This window comes from Fodinibius sp. GM108 (assembly GCF_058386985.1).
On the sequence record NZ_JBYEIR010000004.1, the window covers coordinates 39,825 to 66,057 of the forward strand.

26 protein-coding genes are annotated in these 26,233 nt (G+C 43.7%); 17 read left to right on the forward strand and 9 right to left on the reverse strand.

Annotation, left to right across the window (positions count from 1 at the left end; all coding sequences use genetic code 11):
* Positions 1 to 73: 73 nt before the first annotated feature.
* Positions 74 to 733 carry an energy transducer TonB gene (locus tag ACT3ID_RS08150; protein ID WP_491541518.1) on the forward strand — a complete coding sequence of 220 codons (660 nt, stop codon included), beginning with the start codon at positions 74 to 76 and terminating at the stop codon, positions 731 to 733.
* A 282-nt stretch (positions 734 to 1,015) separates the two neighbouring features.
* Here the strand turns inward: ACT3ID_RS08150 and ACT3ID_RS08155 are convergent, their stop codons facing one another.
* The 4 genes from ACT3ID_RS08155 to ACT3ID_RS08170 all read right to left on the reverse strand — a co-directional run bounded on the left by ACT3ID_RS08155 (position 1,016) and on the right by ACT3ID_RS08170 (position 5,434).
* Positions 1,016 to 1,471 carry a sporulation delaying protein family toxin gene (locus ACT3ID_RS08155; RefSeq protein ID WP_491541519.1) on the reverse strand — a complete coding sequence of 152 codons (456 nt, stop codon included), beginning with the start codon at positions 1,469 to 1,471 and terminating at the stop codon, positions 1,016 to 1,018.
* 26 nt (positions 1,472 to 1,497) lie between these two features.
* Positions 1,498 to 4,071, reverse strand: a complete 2,574-nt coding sequence (locus ACT3ID_RS08160) for a zinc-dependent metalloprotease (RefSeq protein ID WP_491541520.1) — start codon at positions 4,069 to 4,071, stop codon at positions 1,498 to 1,500.
* Positions 4,072 to 4,140: 69 nt separating this feature from the next.
* The gene (locus tag ACT3ID_RS08165; RefSeq protein WP_491541521.1) at positions 4,141 to 4,647 is read right to left on the reverse strand and encodes a FecR domain-containing protein; all 507 of its coding nucleotides are present in this window, start codon (positions 4,645 to 4,647) and stop codon (positions 4,141 to 4,143) included.
* A 220-nt stretch (positions 4,648 to 4,867) separates the two neighbouring features.
* Positions 4,868 to 5,434 carry an RNA polymerase sigma factor gene (locus tag ACT3ID_RS08170; RefSeq protein ID WP_491541522.1) on the reverse strand — a complete coding sequence of 189 codons (567 nt, stop codon included), beginning with the start codon at positions 5,432 to 5,434 and terminating at the stop codon, positions 4,868 to 4,870.
* Between the two features lie 325 nt (positions 5,435 to 5,759).
* On the opposite strand from ACT3ID_RS08170, the gene ACT3ID_RS08175 reads away from it, so the two are divergent.
* The 4 genes from ACT3ID_RS08175 (at position 5,760) to ACT3ID_RS08190 (ending at position 11,285) form a co-directional block, all read left to right on the forward strand.
* Entirely contained in the window at positions 5,760 to 6,590 is an 831-nt protein-coding gene (locus ACT3ID_RS08175) for a polysaccharide deacetylase family protein (protein ID WP_491541523.1), read from the forward strand.
* Between the two features lie 219 nt (positions 6,591 to 6,809).
* Positions 6,810 to 9,407, forward strand: a complete 2,598-nt coding sequence (locus ACT3ID_RS08180) for a M14 family zinc carboxypeptidase (RefSeq protein WP_491541524.1) — start codon at positions 6,810 to 6,812, stop codon at positions 9,405 to 9,407.
* Positions 9,408 to 10,099: 692 nt separating this feature from the next.
* Entirely contained in the window at positions 10,100 to 10,933 is an 834-nt protein-coding gene (locus ACT3ID_RS08185) for a bifunctional transcriptional activator/DNA repair enzyme AdaA (protein WP_491541525.1), read from the forward strand.
* A gap of 130 nt (positions 10,934 to 11,063) precedes the next feature.
* Complete coding sequence (locus tag ACT3ID_RS08190) at positions 11,064 to 11,285, forward strand: Ada metal-binding domain-containing protein (RefSeq protein ID WP_491541526.1); 222 nt, start codon at positions 11,064 to 11,066, stop codon at positions 11,283 to 11,285.
* A gap of 10 nt (positions 11,286 to 11,295) precedes the next feature.
* Here ACT3ID_RS08190 and ACT3ID_RS08195 read toward each other — a convergent pair whose 3' ends face one another.
* From ACT3ID_RS08195 to ACT3ID_RS08210, 4 genes are all read right to left on the reverse strand, one after another.
* Positions 11,296 to 12,195 carry a DNA-3-methyladenine glycosylase family protein gene (locus tag ACT3ID_RS08195; protein ID WP_491541527.1) on the reverse strand — a complete coding sequence of 300 codons (900 nt, stop codon included), beginning with the start codon at positions 12,193 to 12,195 and terminating at the stop codon, positions 11,296 to 11,298.
* Positions 12,196 to 12,480: 285 nt separating this feature from the next.
* Positions 12,481 to 13,371: a DUF72 domain-containing protein gene (locus ACT3ID_RS08200; protein WP_491541528.1), complete on the reverse strand. Its 891-nt coding sequence runs from the start codon at positions 13,369 to 13,371 to the stop codon at positions 12,481 to 12,483.
* A 31-nt stretch (positions 13,372 to 13,402) separates the two neighbouring features.
* Entirely contained in the window at positions 13,403 to 14,395 is a 993-nt protein-coding gene (locus tag ACT3ID_RS08205) for a 1-aminocyclopropane-1-carboxylate deaminase/D-cysteine desulfhydrase (RefSeq protein WP_491541529.1), read from the reverse strand.
* Positions 14,392 to 15,564, reverse strand: a complete 1,173-nt coding sequence (locus ACT3ID_RS08210; protein ID WP_491541530.1) for a serine hydrolase domain-containing protein — start codon at positions 15,562 to 15,564, stop codon at positions 14,392 to 14,394. Before ACT3ID_RS08210 ends, ACT3ID_RS08205 begins: the two co-directional genes overlap by 4 nt.
* 135 nt (positions 15,565 to 15,699) lie before the next feature.
* On the opposite strand from ACT3ID_RS08210, the gene ACT3ID_RS08215 reads away from it, so the two are divergent.
* On the forward strand, positions 15,700 to 16,515 hold the full coding sequence (locus tag ACT3ID_RS08215) for a DUF6597 domain-containing transcriptional factor (protein ID WP_491541531.1): 816 nt from the start codon (positions 15,700 to 15,702) through the stop codon (positions 16,513 to 16,515).
* A 92-nt stretch (positions 16,516 to 16,607) separates the two neighbouring features.
* Positions 16,608 to 17,426, forward strand: coding sequence for a VOC family protein (locus ACT3ID_RS08220; RefSeq protein ID WP_491541532.1), 819 nt, complete (start codon positions 16,608 to 16,610; stop codon positions 17,424 to 17,426).
* A gap of 211 nt (positions 17,427 to 17,637) precedes the next feature.
* Here the strand turns inward: ACT3ID_RS08220 and ACT3ID_RS08225 are convergent, their stop codons facing one another.
* Positions 17,638 to 18,621, reverse strand: a complete 984-nt coding sequence (locus ACT3ID_RS08225; protein ID WP_491541533.1) for a GlxA family transcriptional regulator — start codon at positions 18,619 to 18,621, stop codon at positions 17,638 to 17,640.
* 378 nt (positions 18,622 to 18,999) lie between these two features.
* Between ACT3ID_RS08225 and ACT3ID_RS08230 the strand changes: the two genes are divergently transcribed.
* The 10 genes from ACT3ID_RS08230 to ACT3ID_RS08275 all read left to right on the forward strand — a co-directional run bounded on the left by ACT3ID_RS08230 (position 19,000) and on the right by ACT3ID_RS08275 (position 25,872).
* Entirely contained in the window at positions 19,000 to 19,485 is a 486-nt protein-coding gene (locus ACT3ID_RS08230; protein WP_491541534.1) for a DinB family protein, read from the forward strand.
* Between the two features lie 59 nt (positions 19,486 to 19,544).
* Positions 19,545 to 19,961 carry a VOC family protein gene (locus tag ACT3ID_RS08235; protein WP_491541535.1) on the forward strand — a complete coding sequence of 139 codons (417 nt, stop codon included), beginning with the start codon at positions 19,545 to 19,547 and terminating at the stop codon, positions 19,959 to 19,961.
* A gap of 60 nt (positions 19,962 to 20,021) precedes the next feature.
* Positions 20,022 to 20,789 (forward strand): DUF899 domain-containing protein, encoded by a 768-nt coding sequence (locus ACT3ID_RS08240; protein ID WP_491541536.1) that lies wholly within the window; start codon positions 20,022 to 20,024, stop codon positions 20,787 to 20,789.
* A gap of 26 nt (positions 20,790 to 20,815) precedes the next feature.
* Positions 20,816 to 21,208 carry a VOC family protein gene (locus ACT3ID_RS08245; RefSeq protein ID WP_491541537.1) on the forward strand — a complete coding sequence of 131 codons (393 nt, stop codon included), beginning with the start codon at positions 20,816 to 20,818 and terminating at the stop codon, positions 21,206 to 21,208.
* A gap of 60 nt (positions 21,209 to 21,268) precedes the next feature.
* Positions 21,269 to 21,490 (forward strand): hypothetical protein, encoded by a 222-nt coding sequence (locus ACT3ID_RS08250; protein ID WP_491541538.1) that lies wholly within the window; start codon positions 21,269 to 21,271, stop codon positions 21,488 to 21,490.
* A gap of 75 nt (positions 21,491 to 21,565) precedes the next feature.
* The gene (locus tag ACT3ID_RS08255; RefSeq protein ID WP_491541539.1) at positions 21,566 to 22,495 is read left to right on the forward strand and encodes a VOC family protein; all 930 of its coding nucleotides are present in this window, start codon (positions 21,566 to 21,568) and stop codon (positions 22,493 to 22,495) included.
* 24 nt (positions 22,496 to 22,519) lie between these two features.
* Complete coding sequence (locus ACT3ID_RS08260) at positions 22,520 to 22,969, forward strand: SRPBCC family protein (RefSeq protein ID WP_491541540.1); 450 nt, start codon at positions 22,520 to 22,522, stop codon at positions 22,967 to 22,969.
* 563 nt (positions 22,970 to 23,532) lie between these two features.
* Positions 23,533 to 23,898 (forward strand): iron chaperone, encoded by a 366-nt coding sequence (locus ACT3ID_RS08265; RefSeq protein WP_491541541.1) that lies wholly within the window; start codon positions 23,533 to 23,535, stop codon positions 23,896 to 23,898.
* Between the two features lie 73 nt (positions 23,899 to 23,971).
* Positions 23,972 to 25,399 carry an MATE family efflux transporter gene (locus tag ACT3ID_RS08270; protein ID WP_491541542.1) on the forward strand — a complete coding sequence of 476 codons (1,428 nt, stop codon included), beginning with the start codon at positions 23,972 to 23,974 and terminating at the stop codon, positions 25,397 to 25,399.
* A gap of 77 nt (positions 25,400 to 25,476) precedes the next feature.
* Positions 25,477 to 25,872 carry a VOC family protein gene (locus ACT3ID_RS08275; protein WP_491541543.1) on the forward strand — a complete coding sequence of 132 codons (396 nt, stop codon included), beginning with the start codon at positions 25,477 to 25,479 and terminating at the stop codon, positions 25,870 to 25,872.
* The last annotated feature ends 361 nt before the right edge of the window (positions 25,873 to 26,233 follow it).

Here is a 26,233-nt window from a genome sequence, read left to right on the forward strand (position 1 = left end):
GTTTAACTAATGGCGTAAATTTCGTTGGCTAAGCCAGAAAACCCAACCCGAACCTAAATAAGAGGTGGTAAATATGGCATTACATGAGAGAAAGAAGGCAAAAGCAAATCTAAAAAACTATTACACACTATTTTTAGAGATAGGTTTGCTTTTGGTAATGGTAATATTTTTAGTAGCTACCAAGATCGAAATTCGATCTCAAAATCAGGAGGTTGACTTGGTTGAAGAACAGGAAGTTGTCCAGATGGAGGATATCGTTCAGACTGAACAGAATGAAACACCTCCTCCGCCACCACGTCCTCAAGTGCCGGTAGAAGTTCCGAATGATGAAATAATAGAGGACTCAGAGATTGCACTGGATGCTGACTTTAACATGGATCAACCACTTGAGATGCCGGATCCTCCCGAAGATGATGCAGATGAGGAAGAAGATTTCTTTGTAGCTGTAGAGCAAATGCCAGAACTCAAAGGAGGACTTGCTGGATTGCAACAGTGTGTAGAATATCCTGATATGGCGCGCAAGGCTGGTATTGAAGGCCGCGTTGTTGTACAATTTATTGTAAACGAACAAGGCAAGGTCGAAGACCCGCAAGTAATCCGCGGAATAGGCGGTGGAACTGATGAAGAAGCACTCCGCTGCGTCAAGCAGGCAGAATTTGTGCCGGGACGTCAACGCGGTGAGCCTGTTCGTGTTCAGTATAGTTTGCCGGTATTATTTAAGCTTCAAAATTAGTAAAAGCTTACCAACCATTGATGGGGTTTCGGGGATTATCCCAAATAAACCAGAGGGGTCTAACACATCCCTAAGTCCCTCCCGAAGCTTTCGGGAGGAGCTTTCTATCCTGCTTAAAAAATGAGGAGTTCTTCCGAAAGCTTTCGGAAAGGGGACAGGGGGTCGGTCAGAGTATAAATGACCACTTGCTCATGAAATTATTTGGGGCCATCGCCAGTAAAATTATAATTAATTTTACTGGTTAACTGTATGAATCCGACTCACCCTCTTCATCTCTAAATATCAACCTTCGTATTTTTCCAGAACGGCATTTACTACATTTTCAGGGGTAATCTCACTTTCACCGGTAAATGTTTGTAACTCTTTCTCCAGTAAAGCCCCGGCAGCTGTTAGTGCCTCATTTATTTCATCCCGATCATTGCTATGTAGTCTCTCTCGAAATTCATTAACAAAACCGGGATTTTCTTTAATCAATTTTGTGACAAGATCTTTTTGAAATGCCTCGAATTTGCGCATTTCCTCTTCAGTCTGCAGGTGATCATATACTTCAGCCTGTATTCCGGGAGCAAAAGAGAGAAGATCGCCGTCGGATTCAACAGCAGACTCGTATAATGTTTCACCCGAATATTGATCCAGACTTATCGCCAAATTCGAGCAGTTAGTTAAAAAGAAGGACGATCCTACCAATACGATCAACACCAGTCGTCGCGCTACAGAAGATGGATATTTATTGTTCATAGTTTTTTTCCTAGTCATTAAAGGTTTTACGTTTCCTGTTCTAAAATTCTGCTGATTTTGTGCTTTGCATTTTCCAGGTGCATGCGAGTCATTCTGTCGTCGGTTTTAGAAATAGCAGATGATATCTCTTTATTGAGCGAGCGAAGCAAATATCTTGCTATCGCAGGAATATCTGTTTTTGAGACATTGCCGGATGGACCCATCATCTCCTCAAGCAATCCATCTGCCGAGGATTGGAAGGACATCGTCAGCTCTCCCACCTTATTGATATAGGAATTCTGCAAGTTCCTGCGGTAATTGGAGATAGCTTCACCCTTTTTTAATTCTGACCACAAAGCCTGCTGTATATCCTCCATGTATTCAGCCAGGGTATACACATTTTCTTCTCCATACCTGTTGGCTGAATTATTCAGCCTGGAAAGCCTTTTCGAACTATACAGTTGGTCCATTATATAACTGGATATTTTAGAAGTAAGCTCATTTTCAGGGCTCCACACCTTGTTGAGTATGCCTTGATTATAGAGCCATTCCGGTTTTTGAAGAGCGTATTCGGCAACAAAACTCATTGCTTCTTTCTGACGCTCTTTCGGAGTAATTTCATATACTTCTCCAGACTGTCCCGATAATTTTGGCGTATAATATACCCCTCCGATATTTTCGATAACATGGAGCGTATATTTCAGATATTGATTAACTACCTCCTGATAAACTACTTTTAACGTCTCATAATCATCGCCTTCATCTGTCACCCAATCAGAGAGTCGAGGAACAAGGTATTTTAAATTTTCAATACCATAAGCACTTGCCTCCATAGCATTGTCGCCTAAATCTTCTGTTTGGGCACGGGGATCCGAACGTCCTTCTTCACCAGAAACAAATCGGAGACGAGGATCTGAAACTTTCTCGGTGGTCAAATCCGCTAAGAGTTCTTTCTGTTCTTCTTTTGTTTTATCGGGAAACCGTTTATAGCCCCATTCGATAGCCCAGAAATCATAATCATTAATGCGCGGAAATAATCCTTCGCGACCAACACTGTCTTCGGGTTGGGCCACATAATTAAAACGGGCATAATCCATAATAGAAGAAGTATGGCCATTTTCTTTCAGCCACTCTTTGTCACGCAGCTTTTCAACCGGTGTGGCGTTAGAAGCCCCCATATTATGACGAAGCCCGAGTGTATGGCCCACTTCATGGGCTACTACAAATCGTATAAGCTTGCCCATTAATTGTTCATCAAAGATATCGTTACGAGCTGCCGTATCGCTGGGAGCTGCTTGTACCAGGTACCAGTTTCGCGCCAGCTCCATCACATTATGATACCAGTTTATATGCGATTCTATGATCTCGCCACTACGCGGATCGTTAACATGAGGACCGGAAGCATTGGATATGCTTGAAGCTTTATACACGATAGCTGAATAGCGGGCATCCATCAGGCTCCAGGTAGAGTCTTCTTCGGGAGCCTCCTTTGCCATAATAGCGTTCTTAAATCCTGCTTTCTCAAATGCCTTTTGCCAGTCACTAACCCCCTTCTTTAAATAGGGGATCCACTTCTCGGGAGTTGCGGGATCAATATAAAATACGATCGGCTTTTCAGGTTCTACCAGCTCTCCACGCCTGTATTTTTCCACATCCTCCTCTTTGGGCTGCAGGTTCCAGCGTGTAATCATATACGTTTCATCTACACCCTGTGGATTGGAATCGTAATCCTTATATCCTGTGGCAAAATATCCTACTCGTTCATCATGGAAGCGAGGCTGCATAGGCTCTTCGGGTAACAGAATTATTGAGCTGTTAATTTCTAATGTGCTAATATCCGCACTTGGTGGCGTGCCCTGAGACGGAGCTTTTTGAGGCACACCTATTGCTGCTTTATTGGGATGCTTTCTCTCATATGTTCGTACCGTTTTGATTTCGGTATTTTCCGGATAGCTGTTGATTTCATTTACATAAGAGCGATCTTTTTTCAACCGTGTTAGATTCATCTGATTTTTAGCTTTAGATCCAAATGAGAATAAAGGATCATCTCGCGTTAACAGGTCTGTCATGTCTACAACAACAGACGAATCCTCACCTACAGCTTCTATATCCAATGAGTTTATTATCGGCTGCGTATTGGAGTTAAGCACCGACTGATACATTGAACTGCTGGAATCCGGAATTACAGAGTAGGAAATTGCTCGGATAAAAAGCTTCTTATCTGGTCCTTTTTCAAACCTGATGAGCGTTTTGTTAATACGATCCCCGGCATACCCAATCATACTGCTCATAGTGCCACGATCATCGGGCTGATTGTCAATAGGTGCCTTCGATAGCCGATTTACAACGAGGAGATCACGTCCCAGCAACGAGTCTGGTACCTCAAAATACCAGTTGTCATCCACTTTGTGAATATCCAGCAACCCTTCATTGGTAATAGCATCCTCGGTAATTACTTCGTCATAGGATGAAAGGTCCGAATCAGCTTTTTTGGCAGATGTTTCTTCGGATTCTTCTTTTTGGGCAATACAGCCATCTGTTGCACATCCTCCCAATACCAGACCTAATATCAAAGGAAGGAACTTTATGAGATTTAAGCTTTTGGTCATTGTTAATTTCATAATAGAACTGTAGACGGATTTAGATCACTTTTAACTTCTGATTGTATTAATCGGCAGATTCATAAAAGTCTATTGTGTTAAAAAAGCACCCGGCGGTTTTAACCATTTAAAACTGCTGCTGCTTGCTTTTTTGTATTTGATGTCAAGCATAGTGGCAATAGTTTGCACGGTGGCTTCTGCATTTTTTGTTTTCAAATCAGCGGTTAGATTTAACTCTTTAAGCTGTTCCGACTGAAATTCTATATTAACGTCGTAGATGCGTTCAAGCTTTCGGCTGATTTTCCATAGTGGCTCATCCTCAAAGGTGAGACGATTATTTATTCCAGCAGTATTATGGTTTTCCACTGATTGCTCGTCAGCTTTAATACTGTCCAGGATTCGATTAAAAACGCCTTTGGTGTCGATGTCGCGACAACGAAAGGATTTTTTATTTTCAGTTAGTCGATGACAATCCTTTCTGATTTGTTCGCGCAAAAAAGCTTGTCCTTTTCGGGTTTGAAACCAATTTAAAACCTGTATTAGCTCTTTTTCAGAGCAGTTACCGCTGAAATACTTTGTAATTAATGATGGATACAAAAATCCAGTGATTTATTTCGAATCTGTCTTACTATTTACTACAAATGGAAAAGCAAAAGTATTACGCTAAATGTGAGTTTTTTTATAACGGCAGAAATAATAGCAGTCGGAGAAAGAAAAGGAGTTAAGAACTGCTAAGGGGGATTGGTTGGGAGAGCTTAGAGAAAGCGAGTATTAATCACCAAAATAGATTCCACTGGTATGCTGTGAAATCCACTTTCTATGTTCCAGTATTCTCATCAGAATGTTCACTTACATACTCTCTGATAAATTTAGATGCTTTATAAAACTGCGACTTTACAGTGTTGACAGAGATATCCAGATATTCGGCAACCTCATTATTGGTTAATCCTTCTTTCATGCGTAATTCAAAAACTTTTTTCCGGGCCTGGGGCAGTTTATTTACAGCCTCTTCGTATACTTGTTGATATTCCGAAAAGCGGATTACAAAGTCAGATGCTTTTTCATCCTGTTCTTTATCCTTAGAGAGCTTTTCCTTCTTTCCCATCTTTCTACGTTGGGCATCAATCATATTAAGAACATGATTCTCAATAGCTGTAAAAAGGAACCCCGATAAAGACCCTGCCTGATCCAGCTTTTCACGATTATCCCACAACTTCACAAATACATCATGTACAGCATCTTCAGCAAGTTCTTTATTACGAAGATACTTTAAAGCCACAGTGTATAATTCTTCGTGATACTTCAGATAAACAGCACGAAGGGTCTTTTCGTCACCTTCTTTGAGCTTTTGTATTAATCTCTTCTCTTCATTTCCTTTATCCATATTCTCCGAGCCAAGGCAGTTTTTGTCGTTTGGGCTCTTGTTTATAACTCCTTAAAGAGGAGGGAAGATTATCTGGCTTGCTAACTAAAACGCTTACAGCAAGGCTATATTTCTTAAGAAGTTAGAGTTTACAGTCCACTTTTTTGTTTCAGGAATTTCACCTGCTCTTTTTTGATCGCAAACCAAAAAAAGCAGATAATCCAATCTTGTTGTACTGCTTAAAAATTAAACTTTCTTAAAACTATAACATCCACCTGCATTTATTTTTATTTTTATTTTCTGTTAAATAAACTAAGAGAGAGGGAGTAAGAGTGGTATGACAAAAATGAATAAGAAGTTCCGCATCACTTTTACGGTTGTCTTCCTGTGCGCATTCGTTCTTTTGCTCACATCGTTTTTATCCGACAAAAAAAGAATTCGGCAATCGATCGAAAGGGGCGGCGTGGTGTTAACTTTTGACGATGATTATGTAGACGATTGGTACAATGTTAATAAAGAGCTCCAGGAATACGATTGGAGAACAACCTTTTTTGTGTCTGAATTTCACACTTTTGAGGAAAGTGAAATCAACAAATTAAAAGAATTACAGTCGCAGGGACACGAAATTGCACTACACGGAAAAAACCATGCAAATGCTTTGGAGTTTACTTCTGAAAATTCCCTGAATGAATATATTGATACCGAAATTCTACCATCCCTCAACGCCATGGAACAAGAGGGATTTGATATAAGCTCTTTTGCCTATCCTTACGGTGCTAAAATCCGACCAAATATTTTCGAAAAGGTTAAAAGATTTCTTTATGCGGATTATAGCGATAGGATGGATTATTTACTTTTGGAACATTTCGACATCCTCAGAGGAACTACCTACGCCAGAGAAATTCCTTCCAAGCAGCGGAGTTATGCAAATGGCTCTCGTCTTGTTTTTGGATTGGGAATTGATAAAAGCTACAACAAAGATATTGACTATCTGCTTAAACTACTGCAGCATGCAAAAGAAAAAGATAAAATTGTCATCTTTTACGGACATCAACCCCGCCCCAAAATTGATACTTTGCAATATTCCATCACTTACGATATCCTGGAAAGAATCTGTCAATATGTTGTCGAAAACGACATGCATTTTTTAACCATGCGGGATCTGGTGATCGATTGACTGGTTACTTTCCTCCTATTATCCGCCCCGTACGATCATTTTTACAAGTATGGTAAAATTGTGTCAAATGATTAATACCATTCCTTCTAACTATTTGTAGATGCCAAACAGTACACCGATATTAGGTGTCTGAATTACGGATAGTTAACAAAATTCTTGTACCGGCGGGTTAAACCCAAGTTAGCTCTCTTATTTTACCTAATAAAATATAGCTTAAAAATGTATCTACGGATCTTTAATCTCCCACTCAGAACAGTAATCTTGGCGTTAATTGCCGTTGTAGCACTTCCAACTTTGTCTGTTGCCCAAACCGATTATTATTTCCCGGATGCGGATAAAACAGCATTTGATAAACAAATACCCTCTCCCAAAGAATTTTTAGACTACGACATTGGCACGCACTACACACGGCACGACCGTATCGTCGCTTATTTCAAAAAGCTGGCTGAGATTTCGGATAAAGCAAGCTTTCAGGTAATCGGAGAAACCTACCAAAAACGACCACAGGTAGTTCTTACAATTTCTGCTCCCGAAAATCATGAGAATATCGAGCAGATTCGGCAGGATCACCTTACACTACTCGACCCCGAAGCTCCGCTTTTGGATCCTGAAGAAGGGAAATCGATCGTGGCACTCAATTACAGCGTCCATGGTGATGAAACCTCCAGCGGCGAAGCAGCGCTGCTTACCGCTTATTATCTGATTGCCAATGAAAGCGAAGAGACACAACAGTTTCTTGATGAAGCGGTTGTTCATATCGATCCGGCGCAAAATCCCGACGGACGTGATCGGGCGGCACACTGGCATAATAGTTATAAATCTTTTCCACCTGTTGCCGATCCGGCCGATGCCGAACATAACCAGGCTTGGCCGCGGGGGCGTACAAATCACTTTCTGCACGACCTGAATCGCGACTGGTTTCCTATTACACAAAAGGAGAGCGCGAACCGCATCGATTTTTATCACCAGTGGTACCCCAATGTACAGATTGACTTTCACGAGATGGGTACAAACAGCACCTATTACCTGGAACCCACTCAGCCGGAGCGTACCTGGAATCCTGTCATTCCCGAGCACCACTATACTGAGATGAACCCACTACTGGCACAGTATCACACTGATGCGCTGGATAACCTGGGCGCATTGTACTGGACAAAAGAAGTCTTCGACAATATATCACCTATTTATGGTTCCACCTATCCCGATATTCAAGGTGGCGTGGGAGTTACTTTTGAGGTCGGAAGCTCGGGGGGATTGGTGCAGGAAAGTGATGCCGGAGAAGTCACATTCCGCTCTACCATCCGGAAACATTTGCATACAGGCATCGCGACCGTTCGCGGTGCGGTTGCCGAAAAGGAACGCTTCCTCGAGTATCAGAAAGAATATTTCCGGTCGGCTCTCGACCAAGCCGATTCCCAGCCGGTCAGAGCATATGTCTTTGGCGATGAGGATGATCCTTCCCTGACAAATAAATTTCTGGATCTGCTGCTCAAACATCGCTTGGATGTTTACGAAGTGGATCAGAATATCGAAGAAAACGGTAAACAGTTCGAAGCCGGAAGCAGTTATCTGGTACCGACAGAACAGGTTCATTACCGGGTGATCCACGATATTTTTGAAGCCAATACTTCCTTTCCCGACAGCGTATTTTATGACATCACCGGCTGGTCGCTGATCCACGGCTATGGCATCCAGTATGAAGAAATAGAATCGGGTAATTTTCAGGACTACCAGGGACAACAAGTAACAGAACTGCCGGAGCGAAATGGCGCAGTACAAGGCGGCAAGTCAGAGTATGCTTATTTGCTGAAGTGGTCGGACTACAACGCCTCTCCGGCACTTTATGATCTGCTGAACAATAATATTACAAGCCGGATTGCGCACCAGCCGTTTACCGCTAATACGGCTGTCGGTGAAGAAGAATTTGGATACGGAACGGTCGTCGTATCGGTCCGTGAGCAAAATCTTACAGCTGACGAGCTCTATCAAAAAATACGCGAAACAGCTGATGCTCATGATGTAACTTTTTACGCTGTGGATAGCGGTATGACGCCTGAAGGCATCGATCTGGGCAGCAATAATGTTCAGCCGGTTGATAAACCCGAGGTGGCACTTGTGATAGGTCGTGGCACAAGCAGTTATGAAGCCGGCGAAGCGTGGTTTCTGCTGAACAAGCACACTGGAATAGAAGCGACCAAAATTCGACATCCGCAATTTCCACAGACAGATCTGAATCGCTACAATACCATTATTCTTGTAGATGGTAACTATAGCGACTGGAACGAACAGACAGTCGATAAACTTAATCGCTGGGTTCGCTCCGGCGGCACATTGATTACGAATGAAGATGCCTCGGAATGGACTATTCGTCAGGATATAGTCACCGAAGATCTAATAAAAAGTTTTGAGGAGGATACCGCAGAAATACCTCCGCGCTACGACTATGAAGAACGAAGTGATCGCTGGAGAGCCAGTACGATTCCCGGCACAATTCTAGAAGCCGATATCGATATTTCGAACCCCATTGCTTTTGGCGTACCGGATCGGCGTCAGCTATTTATTAAAAATAGCAGTCTGTTTTTGAAACAGAGCCAGAATCCCTATGCTACTGTCGCAAAATATACTGACGAACCATTTGTCGGCGGATATATCAATGATGAAAATCTGGACAAGGTGCGAAATACGGCGGCTATTTCAGTGCAGAGTGCTGGAAGTGGTACAGTTGTTCTGTTTGCCGATGATCCCAACTTCCGCAGCTACTGGCATACAACCAGCCGTCTTTTTTTGAATGCAATCTTCTTTGGCCAGCACTTGTGAGATAGTTTTCACCACTAAGAACACTTAGGGCACAAAGCTAAATAATGTTAGTGAGCTTAGTGATAGTTCGTCGGGCGACTGGTTTTGTCGTTTGACGAACTATCTTATCTATTACACCACCATTTCGAAGGGAGTGAAAAATATTTGTTTTATATCTAAGACAAAAACAAAGATCTCTCCCTTGCGGTCGGTCGGGATGACAGGTAAGTTTTCTAGTTGAGAGGGAGCTCTGCTCCCAAATCTATTGCTCTGCAAGTTCACTCACCCCTGATTGCAAAGCTCCTGCTTCATTGCTTATTAACGTCAGGGGAAGGGATCACAGCAGTCACCTGACGCGCTTTTGAATAAACGTATACCGAACATGGAACCGCAGAATTATGAAGTCAGAATACTTCGGTATTTATCATTCCTTATTCAGTATTCTTCGGTTCTCTTCCCGCTTTTATTTTTAAAATCTATCCTACTTTGATACACCAATTCCTGCTCGTTTCGTACCTCCGGTGCGAAACATAATGAATTACTGACCAATAACTTTTGTGTCATTTCGAACGATCCCGAACATTTTCGGGAGAAGTGAGAAATCTTTGTGTTCTACTTCAAGCAAATACTGTTATAATTTCCGCAAGAAACGGGTTTTTGAGCCCTGTAATCCCCGTATATTATGCATAAACATTAGCTAATTAAATGAAGCTATGATTGATTACAACCGCGTGGCCAAAGCCATCAGATATATTAACGAGCATGCCACCGAGCAACCTAACTTGGATGATATAGCCGAAGCCGTACATCTGAGCCCCTATCATTTTCACCGAATGTTTAAAGCGTGGGCAGGAGTGACCCCCAAAGAGTTCCTGCAGTATCTAAGCCTGAATCATGCAAAAGAGCTGCTGGAGAAAGACGAAAGCATTGAAGAAACCACTTTTCAAACCGGACTTTCGAGCAGCAGCCGCCTGCACGATCTTTTTATAAAGATCGAAGGAATGACACCCGGTGAATTCAAAAATCGTGGAGAAGCGCTTGACATACGCTACCATTTTAGTGAAAGCCTGTTTGGATCTATCCTTGTGGCTTCAACCGGTAAAGGTATCTGTAACCTGAGTTTTGTTGGGGACAAACAGCAAGCCCTGCAAGAGCTCAATGAATGCTGGCCCAATGCCACTATAACTGAAGGAAAGGATGAACATATCGACGATCTGGAGAAGCTGTTAACCAATAACTGGAAAGACCTGGATGAGATTAAGCTCCATATTCGCGGAACCGAGTTTCAGCTGAAAGTCTGGGAGGCCCTGCTGAAAATTCCGATGGGTCAGCTGGCAACCTACTCCGAAGTCGCCCAAGCCATCGACAACCCCAACGCATCCCGTGCCGTAGGCAGCGCTCTGGCCAACAATCCTGTAGCATACCTGATCCCCTGTCACCGGGTAATCCGAAAAGTAGGCAGAATAGGAGAATACCGCTGGGCAATACCCGCAAGCAAGCAATTATTGGATGGGAATCGGCAAATGCAGATATCAAATAGCAGTTGATATAGTGAATATCCATTTGAATGCAGATGCAAAACAGACACTATAAACAGTGATTAGACAATCTGACTTAGCTCCAACTTTATCCCAACAGAAAAAGCTCGTTAGAAGATTAATTAGGAATAGGAAAATTGTGTGGGCAGGATACCAGCCGAAAAAAATATATGGGCGGCTTGGTTGTGTATCGGGAAAACGAATGAAGACTGAACATCGGGTTTTTTTCTGTAGCGAGGAGGAAGCACAGCGGAACGGGTATCGTCCCTGCGGAAATTGCATGCGGAAAGAGTATCTTCAGTGGAAAGCCGGGACAGAGCTTACTATAGATGGAGGATTTTCAAAACTCAACACCAATTGATGCTGGTCACTTAACTCAATGTCCTCCATAGATAAATGTTCAGATATGTTTCCCAGCCGGCAAAGGGGGCAAATAGTTCTACAACTTCTTTCCGGCTGGGCTTTTGATCCAGATCTAATAATGTTGACACGGCACTTTGCAAACCTGTGTCGCCATATGTAATGCAACAGCTGTCTTGAAGCGATTTCATCAATACATAATTAGCCGTCCATTCGCCCACACCTCTGATATCGGTCAGCCGATCCAGCTTTTGTTGACGGTTAGAAAGGCTTGCCAGCGATTCTTTTTCCAACTTTCCTTCAGCAAACTGGTGAGCAATTCCAATAATATATTCTGATTTACGCCGTGAAAATTGCATTTCCCTGAGCTCATCAACAGTACATTGGGCAAGCACTTCGGGCTTGGGAAATAGGTAGTGGCGCCGGCCTTCATAACTGATGAAAGTACCATAGCGCTCTACCAAACGGCGCTTCAATTTATGGGCAAATGTCAGATTTATCTGCTGGCCCACCACACACCAGCACAAAGCTTCAAACAGATCCGGAATGCCCATCAGGCGCAGACCATAGAAACGTTTCGACATCCATGAGAGCTGGTTATGTCGGCTAAGTAAATTATAAAACGGCTGAAGGTTTCGCTCCAGGTCAAACCAATCTGTAACGTACCTTTCAGCTTTCTTAACAAGCTCTTGGTTGTAGTTACCAAGGTTTAGTTTAATTTTCAGGTCATCCCTACCTCCCGATATTTCCAACAATACCTTTTCACCGTTGATACGCAGCGGTTTTTTTACAACCTCATCTTCTATCGAGTAGAGACAATCATCATAGCCTCTGTCTAAAAAATGAAGGCATTCTGAAAAGGAAAATATCTTAGGTACCGGAAGGGAAATGGTATTACTTTGGGTAGTCATAACTCTAATTCACATTATCGAAATAATTCGAGATAAACCTATAATAAGTATCACCGCGAGAAATACCACCTGAAACTTGCGCAATTGTTAGTTTTATATAAAGAGAGAAATCTATGTTTTACCTTTTATTAAACAAAGATCTCTCCGCCGACTAAAGCATCGTGATGACAAAATAAGTTTTTTAGTTGGGAGGGAGCTCTGCTCCCGAATCTTCTATGCCTTCCCAAAGCTGGACCTTGGGGGAGGGGGGGGGGCTGAGCCAACCTTAGTGGTAAATCAATACCGTTAAAACAGCTCCTCCTGTTCGCCAGGCAGTTTGGGCGGAGCCAGATCGGTATCAAGCGTCACATTTAATTTTTTGATGAAATAAGCGGAAAGCTCGGGCGACTTTTTCTCAACATTTTGATGCACGAAAAAATGGATGTTATCCAGTCCTTGCTCGTTCCACTTTTTTAGCCGCTGTACCCAGTCATCAAGCCGGCTGTAATCAGTGGGATGATTCGCGCCCACATAACGAACAAAAGCCTCATTATTGGTCAGCCGCATATGCAGCAGATCGCGGCGCCCGGCGGTGTCGGTAATTACGTTGGCAACATTATTTTCCTCCAGCAGATCGTATAACTCGTTGGCCGCTGCTTTGTCGTTATACCAGTCAGTATGGCGAAATTCAATCGCCAAGGGCACGCCCTCGGGCCAGTGTTCTACAAAATTAGCCACGCGATCCATATATTTTGGTTTGAAGTTTTCGCGCAGCTGTAAAAAGATTGTCCCCAGCTTCTTCTTAAAATGCACAACACTGTCGATATAATCGTCCGTTGCTTCCTCAATCCCTTTTAGCCACTTTAGATGACTGATATACCGGTTAACCTTGGGAAAAAACTTGAATCCTTCGGGTACCCTGTCATGCCATTTCTCAATCTGATCCTGCCCGAATGTATTGTAGAAGGTGGCATTCAGTTCCACAGCATTAAATTGTGATCCATAGTACTCCAGCTCATCGCCCACTCCATCGGGATAAAAATTCTTCAGATCCTTGCTGTTCCATTTCGCACATCCCACAAAGACTGTTGGTTTTTGGGATGATCCTTTCTCGCTTAGCAATTCTGCCGTATCCGGGTCATCGTCCGGCAGTGAAAAGTCAATTTCTTCTGGGTTTTCTACCTTTCCAAATTTCATGAAGATCTTCGTTTAAGAGTTTAAAATTTTGTCATTTAAAAAGATTCAGTAATCCGCCGGTATGCCAAAAGAGAACATTATCCGTAGCATCAAACATTCCCCGTCGGCTGTAATCGATCAGGGCACCGGCCGCCTTGGCGGTATAGACAGGATCAAGCGTAACTCCTTCAACTTCCAGAAAAGCATTAAAGGCTTCATCCGATAACTCTGTGGGGATTCCATAACCTTCGCCCACATACTGGTCATCAATAGTTAACTCATCTGCCGAGATTGGTTCTCCCGATACCTGATCCATCACCGGATTTGCTGCATCCAATATCGACTGTTTTACTTCATCGGCGGGATCATCGGCACTTATCCCAATTATTTCCAGATCATCAAATCCGAACAGCCGTTTCCCAACTTCCATCCCCGCTGTGGTACCACCGGATGAACAGGCATGGATGATGGTATCAAATTGGTTTCCGATTTTGCCTTGCTGCTCTTTCAACTCTTCCATTGCGCGGACAAATCCCCATGTGCCAATTTCATTTGATGCTCCCAGCGGAATGATATAAGGATTTTTTCCGGCAGATTTCAGGTCTTCGGCCACTTCTTCCATTTTCGGTCGACGCTGTCCGCTGTCCGAAACATAGTGAATGGGAATATCCATCAGCTCGTTAATGCGCGGATTGCCAGCCGGTTTATCGGGCTTCTCCCCGTTTTGCACCAGGATACAATCAAGCCCCAGCCGCCGGCATACCTGTCCGGTAGTGCGGGCATGATTGGAATGTACGCTGCCGCAGGTAATGATTGTATCAGCATTTTTGTCGAGCGCATCGGCCAGCGAATATTCCAGCTTACGGAGTTTATTACCCCATACCAACGAACCGATGAAATCATCCCGCTTAATATATAGGTTTGGTAGATCAGAATATTCGTCGGGCAGCCGGTCACATGGTTCAACCGGTGTAAAAAGGTTTGAAAGACTGATTCTTTTTTGGGATCGGTATCGATCTAAAGCTTCACTTTTGTTCTGCGTCATCTATCCTGAAAAATGTTTTCTATGATAAATTTATTGAGTTTTCGATCAAGCGTACGGGTTTTGCCCCAGTTATTATACGCCACTACGTAAGCCGTGTTCTCATCCGGTGCCAAATAGATATGGGATATAAAACCATTTTGTCCGCCGCTATGGCTAATCAGTCGCATATCACTTTTATCCGTAACAAAAAATGAAAGCCCCATCTGCCGAGCCGTAACGTTTTCGCGACTGTCATCATTGGGTGATATCTCAACTTGAGGCTCAAACATTTCATTGATCGACTCGCGACTCAAAACGTGCTCATAAAGCTGCTCGTCGGCATTGCCCAGCAGAAAATTCAGGTATTTGATCATGTCACCAATCGGGGCACTTAATCCTCCGTTGGAAACTGTAATGCCGGTATTAAGATCAAACCGTGCTTGCTGATAGGATCCGTCATCCTGCAGATAATAGCTCTGCGCAAGATGATCCAGCAAGTGATCGGGCGTTTTGTCAAAATAGCTGCTGTCCATCTGCAGCGGCTGTAGGATATTCTTTTCTACATAATACTCGTAGTCATCTTTGGTGATAAGCTCGATAATCCTTCCCAGGAAGATAACTCCGGGATTCGAATAGCTCCAGCGACTTCCGGGCTCAAATTTGATCTCGGTGTAGGGAAACATTGCTTCTAGCTGTCGCCAGTGCTGCGGTTCGTGCGGATGCCATTCTTCGCTTCCTCCCCACGGCCAAGTAGGGCCGCGAAATCCGGAGGTGTGGCTCATCAGCTGACGAATAGTAATTTCATCCATGCTTCCGTATTCATTATGGACTTTCTGCAGCTCGGGAATGTACTCCGTCACCGGATCGTCCAGTGAAAGCAGTCCGCGGTCGCGCAGCTGCATGATGGCAATGCCGGTAAATGTTTTGGTAATGGATGCCCAGTGGTAAATCGACTGATTATCGATCGGTGTTTGCTTTTCGAGATGAGCAAAGCCATAATTGTTGTGGTAGACGGGATCACCATCTTTAATAACAGCCAGTGAACTGCCCACAACCTGGTGCGCTTCGGCCTCTTCTTCATAAAAATCAGTAAGATCAGAAAACTTGTCGGCTTGAACTGTTGACTGGGCAAATGATGAAACAGATCCAAAAACAACAATCAGCAAAAAAAAGATGAATTGACGAATCATAGTATTTTTTAAAAAAATTATTGGTGGCACCATCAAAAAAGATAAAAAATATGGTGGTTTCCAGTATTCAAAATATTCATAATGATTTCATCGCTTGCTCTTGAAATATGACAGCCAATTCAGTAGCCTGTATACATGGAGATTGAAACCTACATACCAAAAGCAGATCTTACTCCCTGCGTTGATTTTTTCTGGTATAGCAATGAATCCAATCCAACAACTGCCAGAGAACGAGTTCTGCCCAACGGTGCCTCCCAGCTCATCATAAATCTCGGGGATAATAAATTCCGGCATTTCAGCAACTCTGACCAGCAACAAAAGCTGGAGTACAATCACTCTGTCCTTACTGGCATTCATACCAAACATATTTCTATGGATCCGTCCACGCGTCTCTCAACAGTAGGTGTCGTACTCCAGCCCGGTGCAGTAACTTCCCTGTTCGGAATTCCCGCCTCTGAATTTAGAGAACGGGTCGTTGACCTGGAAGCTGTAGTAAAAGCTGATATTTCTGCTCTGCGCCAGCAACTGATAGCTGCCCCGACAGCGGAGGAAAAATTTCGATTGTTGGAAACATTTCTCAGCCAATATATCAATTCGGATTTTCAGATAAATCCGGTGGTACCTTTCGCGGTAAACGAGATAGACAGCCGTCACGGAGTAATACAAATTTCGGACATTTTAGATAAAACAGGGTACAGTCGCCGCTGGGTCACCAGAGTTTTTAAAGAGATGGCAGGAATCACACCCAAGCAGTATGCCCGGATCAGTCGTTTCCAACATGCACTGACAGTTATACGTGAAAATAACCAGCCGAACTGGGCCGAGCTTGCCCTGTCCTGCGGCTATTTTGATCAGGCTCATTTTATCCACGACTTTAAAGATATATCTGGCATCTCTCCTTCAGAATACCGTAGTAATCAAACAGATCAGGTCAATCACCTTCCGGCATAAATACAAATTCTAAACTTCACTTTTTTACAATACTAGTTTCGGCAAGCTGGATTAAATTGGGTTAAATTCCAATTAAAAACAGGATCTTCATTATGAGAACAACAAATATTCGTTACATCGTAGATAATGTAGAGGCGGCAATCCCTTTCTACACTGAACTGCTGGATTTCGATGTTCAAATGCATCCGGCGCCCGGTTTTGCAGTCCTGGAGAAAGATGGACTCACGCTTTTGCTAAACGCACCCAGTGCTGGCGGCGCCGGACAAGCTATGCCTGACGATGAATCTCCGAAACCGGGAGGATGGAATCGTATACAGCTGACGGTAGATGACCTGCAGTCTTACTATGATAAGCTAAAAGAAAGAAGTGCCACTTTTCGAAATGAGATCACCGAAGGCAAAGGCGGAAAGCAGGTTCTTTTGCAGGATCCCTCCGGCAATCTGATTGAGCTTTTTGAATCCAACAGCAAAAAAGCGGTACAACCGATTCCCGAGGGATTTCATACGGTAACGCCCTATATCCTGGCGGATGATGCTGAAGGATTAATCGAATTTATCAAAGAAGGGTTGGGCGGAAAAGTAGAGTACATGATGAAATCGGATGATGGAAAGATAAGACATTCAACGGTCAGAATTGGTGATTCCCCTGTCATGATTTCGAGCGGAAATGAAGAATATAAGCCGAAACCCTGCATGCTGCATCTGTATGTCGAGGATGTGGATTCAGTCTATGAACAAGCTATCAATGCCGGAGGAGAAACGCTTCGCGAGCCTACGGATGAATTTTACGGCGACCGTTCGGCAGGTATTGCTGATGACTGGGGCAATCAGTGGTGGATCGCCACGCATATTGAAGATGTGAGTGACGAAGAGATGAAAAAGCGTGAAGAAGAGCTTCGGGAAAGTCAATAAAGACCCGGCATGTCTATTTCAAGCGTCCACGCTTGAAAGCAAATCGATGAAGTCAGCTAACCAATAACGTAATGAGTGACTGGCGTGGACGCCAGTCACAGCAAATAGACATGCTAAAAGCTTCTTTAGATCAAATGCTTACAGATGCTGAAACAAGTTCAGCATGACATGCGGTGGTTTTTGCAAAAGTTCTGCTTTTGAAAGAATTCACTCACACAGCTACCGCTTCTTTATTATATTTTTCTCGGTATTCATTGGGTGTTAGTCCGGTAATGCGGCGGAAGAGATTCCGGAATGATTTCGTATCAGAGTAGCCGACATCATACATCACTTCGGATACATTTTTGCGCGTGATTTCCAGATCCTTCTTGGCGGCCTCCACTTTTACGCGCTGCTTGTATTCGGTTACGGTATTGTGTGTTGCTTTTTTAAAACGCCGCTCGAGTGTTCTTCGGCTCAGAGCCAGCTGATCGGCAATCTCATCCACAGTCATATCATCCTGGTAATTATCCTCAATATATTTCTGCGCCTGGATAATCTTCTTATCCCCATGATCTTTTTGCCCCTCAAAGATGATGAAATCGGATTGGCTGTCACGACTGATGTCCAGCGAAAAGGCTTTTGATGCCATAATTGCCACCTCGCGTCCGGCATATTTCTCGATGAGGTAAAGCAGCAGATCCGTAAATGCATAGGCACCGCCACTGGTATAGATGCCATCTTCTTCTGTCATAATTTTCTCATCCACCAGATCCACATCGGGATATCGTCGTCTGAAATCATCGGCATGCATCCAGTGGGTGGAGCACTGTTTACCATTTAACAAACCGGTTTCCGCCAGGAAGAAAGCACCTACGCAAAAGCTGATCACCTCGGCACCGCGTTTATACTGGTCAACAATCCAGGGCACAAATTCTTTATTATGCTCGAACCCAGTCTCGGGATCATCATGGATGGCAGGAATGATAATCATGTCGGTTTTCTCAACGTCTTCTATGAGAGAATCGGGACTGACAGAAAATAATCCCGTAGATTGCCGGATCTCTTTCTCCAGTCCCACCAAGTGAACCTCAAAGGCTGGATCTTTTCCTTTCTGAGCCAGCATCCCATTCACCTGATTAAAAATCTGATGAGTCCCTCCGATGTTTACCACGCTGGTGTGTCCGCGAGGTATAAGAATAGATACATGTTTCATGGCCTGCTCCTCCAGTTAAGATGACTTGAATTTAATGGACCACAATCAATTGTATATTACTTAAGCCGGATGTCGCAATCAACCGGTGAGATTGACGTATTTACACCGCTCCAATTCCCAGAAAAGTTTTACCGCAGAGAGGCACAGAGGGTATCACAGAGATTCGCAGAGAAAAAATGATACTACATTTGTGTAGTTCGAATCGCCGATTGAGCTTTGCAACTCTTTGTCTTCTTTGTGGTTCTCTGTGTATAGACAGCCAACCACTAAGTCAATTGTCGCAATCAACCTGCGTGATTGGCGTATTTGCACCGCGCAGTATATCGCTCCAGCAGTTATTATGGTTGTGAAGGAAAAATCACGGAGGATTGAAATACTATGAAGCCATTATTAACACAATTCGATCTGCATCACCGGCTATATAACAACGTGTTGGATGGATTTTCAGACGAAGAGACAAACCGGCGATTGTACGATGATAAAAATATAAATCACGTAAAGTATCTGGCCGGGCACCTGCTGAATTCCCAATACGGACTGGCTAAGATTGCGGGTCTGAATCCGGAGGTGAAATGGAATGATTTGTTTGCTGTAATGGGTCAGTCCGAAGCCAAAGATGACTTTCCCTATCCCGACATTGAAGAAATTAAAGCCGAATGGAATGGGATGTATGATCAGATCCGGAAAGGACTGAGTCAACTAACCGAGGAAGATCTTAACCAAACTCCCCCTGCACCATTTGATCAGGTGGCTGAATCTGTAGGTGAACTATGGGCATTCATCAATCATCATATCGCCTATCATATTGGACAGATTGGGATTTTAAGAAGAGGATTTGGCAAAGAGCCGATGAGTTATCAATGAACAGTTCGACAGTAAGCAGTTTTCAGTTAACAGTGTCTAAAATTGAAAAATAAACAATTATGAAATCAGTAAATCCATACCTCAACTTTAACGGAAGTGCGGAAGAAGCCTTTGAATTTTATCAGTCTGTATTTGGAGGTGAGCTGGAGATCGACCGATATAAGGATCTAAAAAATAATATGGGAGCCACGGACAAAGACCTAAATCTGGTAGCAAATGCAGCTCTTTTTATCGGAGCCGGTACTACATTATTTGGATCCGATACCCTCGAGTCGCTGGGACAGAGACTGAAAAACGGAAGTAGATTTCAAATCAACCTGGAAACTGAAAGCGAAGAGGAAACAGACCAGTTGTTCGAGAAATTATCAGATAACGGTGAAATTGAGATGCCTCTGCAAAACACTGAATGGGCCGAAAAATTTGGAATGATCGAAGACAAATTCGGCATCCGCTGGATGATTTATTACACCGGATAATCGAAGGGATTATTATCATTATTGTGAGGAATCAGTATCCAATAAAAATGAAAAGCTATCATGAACAAAACTGAAGTATCACTTCCCGAAATTGTATCCCGAAAAGAGTGGCTTGCCGAGCGTAAAAAACTGCTCAAAAAGGAGAAGGAATTTACCAGAATGAGAGATGAGCTGAATGCAGAGCGGCGCCGACTGCCAATGGTGGAAATCAAAAAAGATTATGACTTTGAAGGACCAGATGGCAAAGTGGATCTGCTCGATCTATTCGAGGGACGTCAACAGCTTATTGTCTACCATTTTATGTTCGATCCGGATTGGGACGAGGGATGCCGGAGCTGTTCGGCCTGGGCGGATCAAATCGCGAGAGGCCATCTCAACCACTTGCACGCTCGTTCTACCACATTGGCCTTGGTTTCACGTGCGCCACTGGATAAAATTACTGCTTTTAAAAAACGAATGGACTGGAAGATGCCCTGGTATTCATCGTATGGCAGTGATTTCAATTATGATTTTCATGTTACGCAGGATGAATCCGTCGCGCCGGTGATGTATAACTATCGCGACAAAGCAACACTTGAACACCTGGGGCAACATTATCACACCGAAGGTGAACAGCCGGGCATTAGTTGTTTTCTGCGGGTGGATGATGCCGTATATCACACCTACTCAACATACGGCCGCGGAGGGGAACAGGTGGGCGGCGCCTACTATTTTCTGGATATGACCGCCCTCGGTCGTCAGGAAGAGTGGGAAGAGCCCAAGGGCCGCGCCACCGGACTGGGAGCACCGGCTGGCAGTGATAAAATTCTATATCCCGATGAATATTAATAAGAGGTTAAAAGAGAGGAACAACCATGTTTAAAAATACTAAAGCATTCAGCGGATTTTCTGTTGATGATCTGGACCAGGCGCAAACTTTTTACGGCAAAACACTCGGCTTAGATATCAGCAGAGAAAAAGAAATGGGATTAAATCTCAAACTGTCAAACGGTACAACCATTTTTATATATCCGAAAGGCGATCATCAGCCGGCAACATTTACAATCCTTAATTTTGTAGTCGACGACATTGATGAAGCGATGGAGGAGCTGAATGATAATGGTGTCGGTTTTTTACAATACAATGATCCAAATTTACCTCAAGATGAAAAGGGAGTACTTCGCGGATTACGTGCCGGTATGGGTCCGGATGTCGCCTGGTTCGAAGATCCGGCCGGAAATATTATATCCGTTTTGCAGGAGAAATAAGAAGGTGCATACAGCAGTAAAAGGCATTTAAACTTAATCGATCAAAGAAAGTAAAAATCCATGAAAACTGTTGCTGTCTATAAAACCAATATCGATGAACCGACTGAAGCAGAGACGATTCTGGATATTATCAGAGAGCAAATACCCAATACCGATCCAAATTTTGATCTCGAAGACCGCGACAACGTTCTTCGTGTAGAAAGCCTGAATGGCGGTGTTGATGAAGCACAGATTGAGGAAATAGTAAAAATTGCAGGATTCCGGATCGAGAAACTGGTTTAAATCCAGGACTCTGAATTCAGGAATCAGAATTCAGAATCAACAAACATAAAAGATTCAATTAAATGGAGATAAAACATGAGCAACTCAACACAAAAAATCATCCCACACCTGTGGTTCGATAATCAAGCCGAAGAAGCTGTAGATATCTATACCTCGCTTTTTGAGGGTTCAAAAACCGGAAATATCAGCCGGTATACCGAAGAAGGAAAAGAAATCCACGGTCAGGAAGCCGGAACAGTTATGACGATAGATTTTGAACTGGCGGGTTACAAAATGATTGCCCTGAACGGCGGACCGCACTTCAATTTCACACCTGCTATCTCCTTCTTCGTAACTTGTGAAACTGAAGACGAAGTCGATACGCTGTGGCAGAAACTATCCGAAGGTGGCGCAACATTAATGCCACTCGAGCAGTATGACTGGAGTGAAAAATATGGCTGGGTACAAGATAAATATGGACTGACCTGGCAAATTTCGCTGGGAAATCTTGAAGATGTGCACGGACAAAAAATAATACCTTCGTTGATGTACGTGAGTGAAAATGGTCAGGCCGAGGAGGCAATTAATCTTTACACCTCTCTTTTTGAAGATTCAAGCATCACAGGAGTCATGCGCTACGGACCCGGTGAAGACCAGCCGGAAGGCAGCGTGATGCATGCACAGTTTCGCCTCAGTAACGGAGAAGTATTCATGGCAATGGACAGCTCTCCAGACAATGCTGATTTCACGTTCAACGAGGCAATATCACTGATGATTCAATGTAAAAATCAGGAAGAGATCGACCACTTTTGGAGTCTGTCGGCTGTGCCCGAAGCAGAACAATGCGGCTGGCTAAAAGACAAGTTCGGCGTTTCATGGCAGGTATCACCGGTGCAACTTTCGGAGATGCTGAACGATTCCGATCCTGAAAAAGTAAAACGCGTAACAAAAGCATTCCTGCAGATGAAAAAGTTTGACCTTGAAGAGCTGCGGAATGCATATGAAGACAAAATTATCAACAATTAACCTCAATAATAAAAGAGAGAAATCATGGAAAAACTACATTTTTCAATTGATATAAACGCACCGAAAGAAAAGGTGTGGGATACAATGCTCGGGGAGGAAACTTACCCGCAGTGGACAGAGGCATTTGCCTCCGGCTCCCATTATGAGGGCAGCTGGGACGAAGGAGACAAAATACTTTTCCTGGCTCCGGATGAATCTGGCAAGATGGGCGGCATGGTAAGCCGTATAAAGGAGAACCGGAAATATGAGTTTATCTCTATCGAGCATCTTGGAATTGTTCAGGACGGAAAAGAAGATACAACCAGCGATGAGGTAGAAGATTGGGCCGGAGCTCTCGAAAACTATACTTTTAAAGAGAACAACGGCAAAACAGAGGTACTGGTTCATATGGATTCCGATGAGGAGTATGAGGAAATGTTCCGGGAAATGTGGCCAAAGGCCCTGCAAAAACTTAAAGAATTGGCGGAAAGATAAATCCGTTTTCGGGTTTCGCGTTGCGGATTACAGGTTACGGGCGTTGCAAGGCTGGATATCGTTTTTTTATCTACCTATACACTTTGATACAAAAATAGGAGCAGCTTACATCCTGTGCCATAACCCCAATGAACAAATTAAAAATAGCAGTTGCAGATATGGAGTCTACAATATGCACAAACTACATTTTTCAATTGATATTGAAGCGCCGAGAGAAAAAATCTGGGAAATACTGTGGAGGGAGGAGACTTTTCGCGAGTAGACAAGCGTTTTTACGAAAGGGTCGGAAGGATCATGTATCAAAAGCGACCGGAAGAAGGGTGGAAGATTTGAGTTTTGAGGCAGATACCGGCAGCTGTGTCGAAAGAATTCATATCTTTCAAACATTTGGGAGAAAAAGACGAAGAGTATCCATATGAAGAGACAAGACTGGAAAACTATACACTGGACGAAATTGATGGTGTCATAACTTTAACCTTTGAGCAGGATATACCCAAGAACATAAAAATATGTTCGAAGAGGCGACTCCTAAACACATAAATATCGATTCAGAATACATTGATATGTCAACCTCAACACCGCAAACGATTGACGATTATATACGCAACTTCCCCAACGATGTACAGGACAAGTTGGATAAGCTGCGCCAAGTAATCCACAAAGCGTTTCCGGAGGCTCAGGAAGAGATAAAGTGGAGCCAGCCGGCTTTTGTTAACGGAACTATTTTGGTGATGTTGGCGGTTTCAAAAATCATATACATGACACCCAGCTCCCTTGATTCTTTTGAAGAAGAACTTACAGAATTTAAAACCGGTAAGGGTTCGGTTCAATTTCCATACGAAGAGACATTGCCAACCGAACTGATTGCAAAAATTACGGCATACCGGGATTGGGAATACAAGAAAAAAGGTGTGAAGTGGATGTCTTAATAGATTAAAAGTAAGAGTCATGAAGAAAAATTTATCACACAAAGGTTGTCAGCAACGATCTATATAATGTAATATGAAAAAAGACGATCCTAATTTAGTTGTTACGGAAACTCCGTCTGACTCTCTTTGGCAGCAGTTAAAGGAGGCTATCCGCGGCAGTGAAGCCGACTATACAAAAATCGGGCTTCGCAAAGCGATCTTCCTGCTGGCCGTCCCGATGATTCTAGAGCTGATTATGGAATCCACTTTTGCCGTTGTGGATATCTATTTTGTTGGCAAGCTTGGGTCTTCGGCCGTGGCTACCGTAGGCCTCACCGAAACTTATCTATTCCTGTTGTACTCTATTGCAATGGGACTTGCTATGGCGGTTACGGCCATTATTGCCCGGCGAATCGGTGAAAAGAAAAAAGAGGAAGCCGGTATTGCAGCAGTACAGGCTATTTTTATTGGAATACTCATCTCTCTGCCGTTTGCCCTTGCGGGGATTTTTTATGCCGGGGAATTACTTGCACTAATGGGAGGCGATGAATGGAGCGTTACGCACGGCTATCGCTATACACAGTGGATGCTCGGAGGTAATGCCGTAATCGTTCTGCTGTTTGTAATTAACGCTATTTACCGTGGAGCAGGCGACGCCGCCATCGCCATGAAGGTGCTCTGGCTTGCCAACGGATTGAATATCATATTGGATCCAATATTAATATTTGGATTCGGCCCCATCCCTGCCATGGGTATCGAAGGAGCTGCTATTGCCACTACCATAGGCAGAGGAACCGGAGTTCTTTTCCAGCTTTGGGTTCTGTTCAGGGGCGGCAAGCATATCCGCGTGACCAATTCTCAATTAAAGTGGAGCGGTAGCATTATCCAAAAGATTATTCATACATCCTATGGTGGTATAGGGCAGATGATCGTAGGCATGACCTCCTGGATTTTCCTGATGCGAATACTTGCCGATATCGGAAGTGAGGCAGTGGCCGGTGCCACTATCGCTCTGCGCATACTCCTGTTTACGCTGATGCCAGCCTGGGGGATGTCAAATGCTGCAGCTACACTTGTGGGACAGAATCTTGGCGCCGGGCAGCCGGAACGCGCAGAGTCTTCTATCTGGAAGATTGGGATGTACAACATGATATTTATGATCTTGGTGTCAGTGGTATATTTCTTCTACAATGAATCTCTGATGCGCATTTTTACGGATGATCCCGCCGTGATTTCCATCGGGGGCGAATGGCTGCGCATTCTTTCCTACTCCTATTTTGTCTATGGCTGGTGGATGGTATCCGTGCAGGCATTCAATGGTGCTGGTGATACCATGACACCCACAAAAATTAACCTTGTGTTTTTCTGGCTGATTCAGATCCCGCTGTCATACGTTCTTGCCCTCTCACTCGATTGGCAACATTCAGGTGTTTTTTGGGGCGTGTTCGTATCGGAAACAACGGCCGGGTTATTTGCACTCTGGCTGTTTACAAAAGGAAAATGGAAACTGAAGGTGGTGTGATAACGGGTTGCGAGTTACGGGTTGCGCGTAACCCGCAACGCAAACAAAAACCAAGAAGAGGAAAAATAATGAATAAAATGAATCCAGTAGTCCACTTTGAGTTGCCTGCGGGCGACAGAAACCGCATGTCTGATTTTTATGCGGATGTATTCGGATGGCAGTCAAAAATGCTCGGCCCGGATATGGGTGAATATGTGCTTGTTTCCACAACCGAGAATGGCGATGACGGTATGCCGAAAAATCCGGGTGCCATCAATGGCGGATTTTATAAGAAATCCACCGATTCACCAGTGCAATATCCTTCGCTGACCATCAGCGTGGATGATCTTGAAGAAGCAATCATGAAAGTACAGAATGCCGGTGGACAGGTACTGGGAGAACCAGATGATATTCCCGGTGTGGGAGCGTTTGTATACTTCAAAGATACCGAAGATAACGTGATGGGAATGCTGCAGCCTGCGCCGATGGGCTGAATAAGACATAAAACATAGCGGATAGATTTAAAGATGAGCATACTAAGTTCTATTCGAACCCACCCCTGCCCTTGTGGAATCTCCCGATACATCGGGAGGCCACTTTTATGGCATTCCACAGGGCCTGTCCCCTCCCACGGAGGGGAACCGTCAAAGAATCAGCTCATCAACAAACAGACAGCAGGTGATTATGTTGAAAATGAATACACTCACTTAGTCGGTTAGAGGAATGTTTATTAAATGTTTCGTAAAATGAACTTTGCTGGATGAACAATACCCAAGCTTAGTTATTTAATAACCACAGAGGCATCGGAGGTATACGCAGAGTGCAATAGAAGAAATATATCTCCTCCATGTAACT

What these genes read in the sequence shown, in the direction of transcription:
- ACT3ID_RS08155 (WP_491541519.1), bottom strand. Translation starts at nt 1,471, where the DNA reads ATGAACAATAAATATCCATCTTCTGTAGCGCGACGACTGGTGTTGATC.
- ACT3ID_RS08235 (WP_491541535.1), top strand. Translation starts at nt 19,545, where the DNA reads ATGAAATCAGTAAATCCATACCTCAACTTTAACGGAAGTGCGGAAGAA.
- ACT3ID_RS08230 (WP_491541534.1), top strand. Translation starts at nt 19,000, where the DNA reads ATGAAGCCATTATTAACACAATTCGATCTGCATCACCGGCTATATAAC.
- ACT3ID_RS08245 (WP_491541537.1), top strand. Translation starts at nt 20,816, where the DNA reads ATGTTTAAAAATACTAAAGCATTCAGCGGATTTTCTGTTGATGATCTG.
- ACT3ID_RS08175 (WP_491541523.1), top strand. Translation starts at nt 5,760, where the DNA reads ATGAATAAGAAGTTCCGCATCACTTTTACGGTTGTCTTCCTGTGCGCA.
- ACT3ID_RS08160 (WP_491541520.1), bottom strand. Translation starts at nt 4,071, where the DNA reads ATGAAATTAACAATGACCAAAAGCTTAAATCTCATAAAGTTCCTTCCT.
- ACT3ID_RS08150 (WP_491541518.1), top strand. Translation starts at nt 74, where the DNA reads ATGGCATTACATGAGAGAAAGAAGGCAAAAGCAAATCTAAAAAACTAT.
- ACT3ID_RS08210 (WP_491541530.1), bottom strand. Translation starts at nt 15,564, where the DNA reads ATGATTCGTCAATTCATCTTTTTTTTGCTGATTGTTGTTTTTGGATCT.
- ACT3ID_RS08265 (WP_491541541.1), top strand. Translation starts at nt 23,533, where the DNA reads ATGTCAACCTCAACACCGCAAACGATTGACGATTATATACGCAACTTC.
- ACT3ID_RS08195 (WP_491541527.1), bottom strand. Translation starts at nt 12,195, where the DNA reads ATGACTACCCAAAGTAATACCATTTCCCTTCCGGTACCTAAGATATTT.
- ACT3ID_RS08185 (WP_491541525.1), top strand. Translation starts at nt 10,100, where the DNA reads ATGATTGATTACAACCGCGTGGCCAAAGCCATCAGATATATTAACGAG.
- ACT3ID_RS08250 (WP_491541538.1), top strand. Translation starts at nt 21,269, where the DNA reads ATGAAAACTGTTGCTGTCTATAAAACCAATATCGATGAACCGACTGAA.
- ACT3ID_RS08180 (WP_491541524.1), top strand. Translation starts at nt 6,810, where the DNA reads ATGTATCTACGGATCTTTAATCTCCCACTCAGAACAGTAATCTTGGCG.
- ACT3ID_RS08215 (WP_491541531.1), top strand. Translation starts at nt 15,700, where the DNA reads ATGGAGATTGAAACCTACATACCAAAAGCAGATCTTACTCCCTGCGTT.
- ACT3ID_RS08270 (WP_491541542.1), top strand. Translation starts at nt 23,972, where the DNA reads ATGAAAAAAGACGATCCTAATTTAGTTGTTACGGAAACTCCGTCTGAC.
- ACT3ID_RS08170 (WP_491541522.1), bottom strand. Translation starts at nt 5,434, where the DNA reads ATGGATAAAGGAAATGAAGAGAAGAGATTAATACAAAAGCTCAAAGAA.
- ACT3ID_RS08240 (WP_491541536.1), top strand. Translation starts at nt 20,022, where the DNA reads ATGAACAAAACTGAAGTATCACTTCCCGAAATTGTATCCCGAAAAGAG.
- ACT3ID_RS08200 (WP_491541528.1), bottom strand. Translation starts at nt 13,371, where the DNA reads ATGAAATTTGGAAAGGTAGAAAACCCAGAAGAAATTGACTTTTCACTG.
- ACT3ID_RS08255 (WP_491541539.1), top strand. Translation starts at nt 21,566, where the DNA reads ATGAGCAACTCAACACAAAAAATCATCCCACACCTGTGGTTCGATAAT.
- ACT3ID_RS08225 (WP_491541533.1), bottom strand. Translation starts at nt 18,621, where the DNA reads ATGAAACATGTATCTATTCTTATACCTCGCGGACACACCAGCGTGGTA.
- ACT3ID_RS08275 (WP_491541543.1), top strand. Translation starts at nt 25,477, where the DNA reads ATGAATCCAGTAGTCCACTTTGAGTTGCCTGCGGGCGACAGAAACCGC.
- ACT3ID_RS08220 (WP_491541532.1), top strand. Translation starts at nt 16,608, where the DNA reads ATGAGAACAACAAATATTCGTTACATCGTAGATAATGTAGAGGCGGCA.
- ACT3ID_RS08205 (WP_491541529.1), bottom strand. Translation starts at nt 14,395, where the DNA reads ATGACGCAGAACAAAAGTGAAGCTTTAGATCGATACCGATCCCAAAAA.
- ACT3ID_RS08260 (WP_491541540.1), top strand. Translation starts at nt 22,520, where the DNA reads ATGGAAAAACTACATTTTTCAATTGATATAAACGCACCGAAAGAAAAG.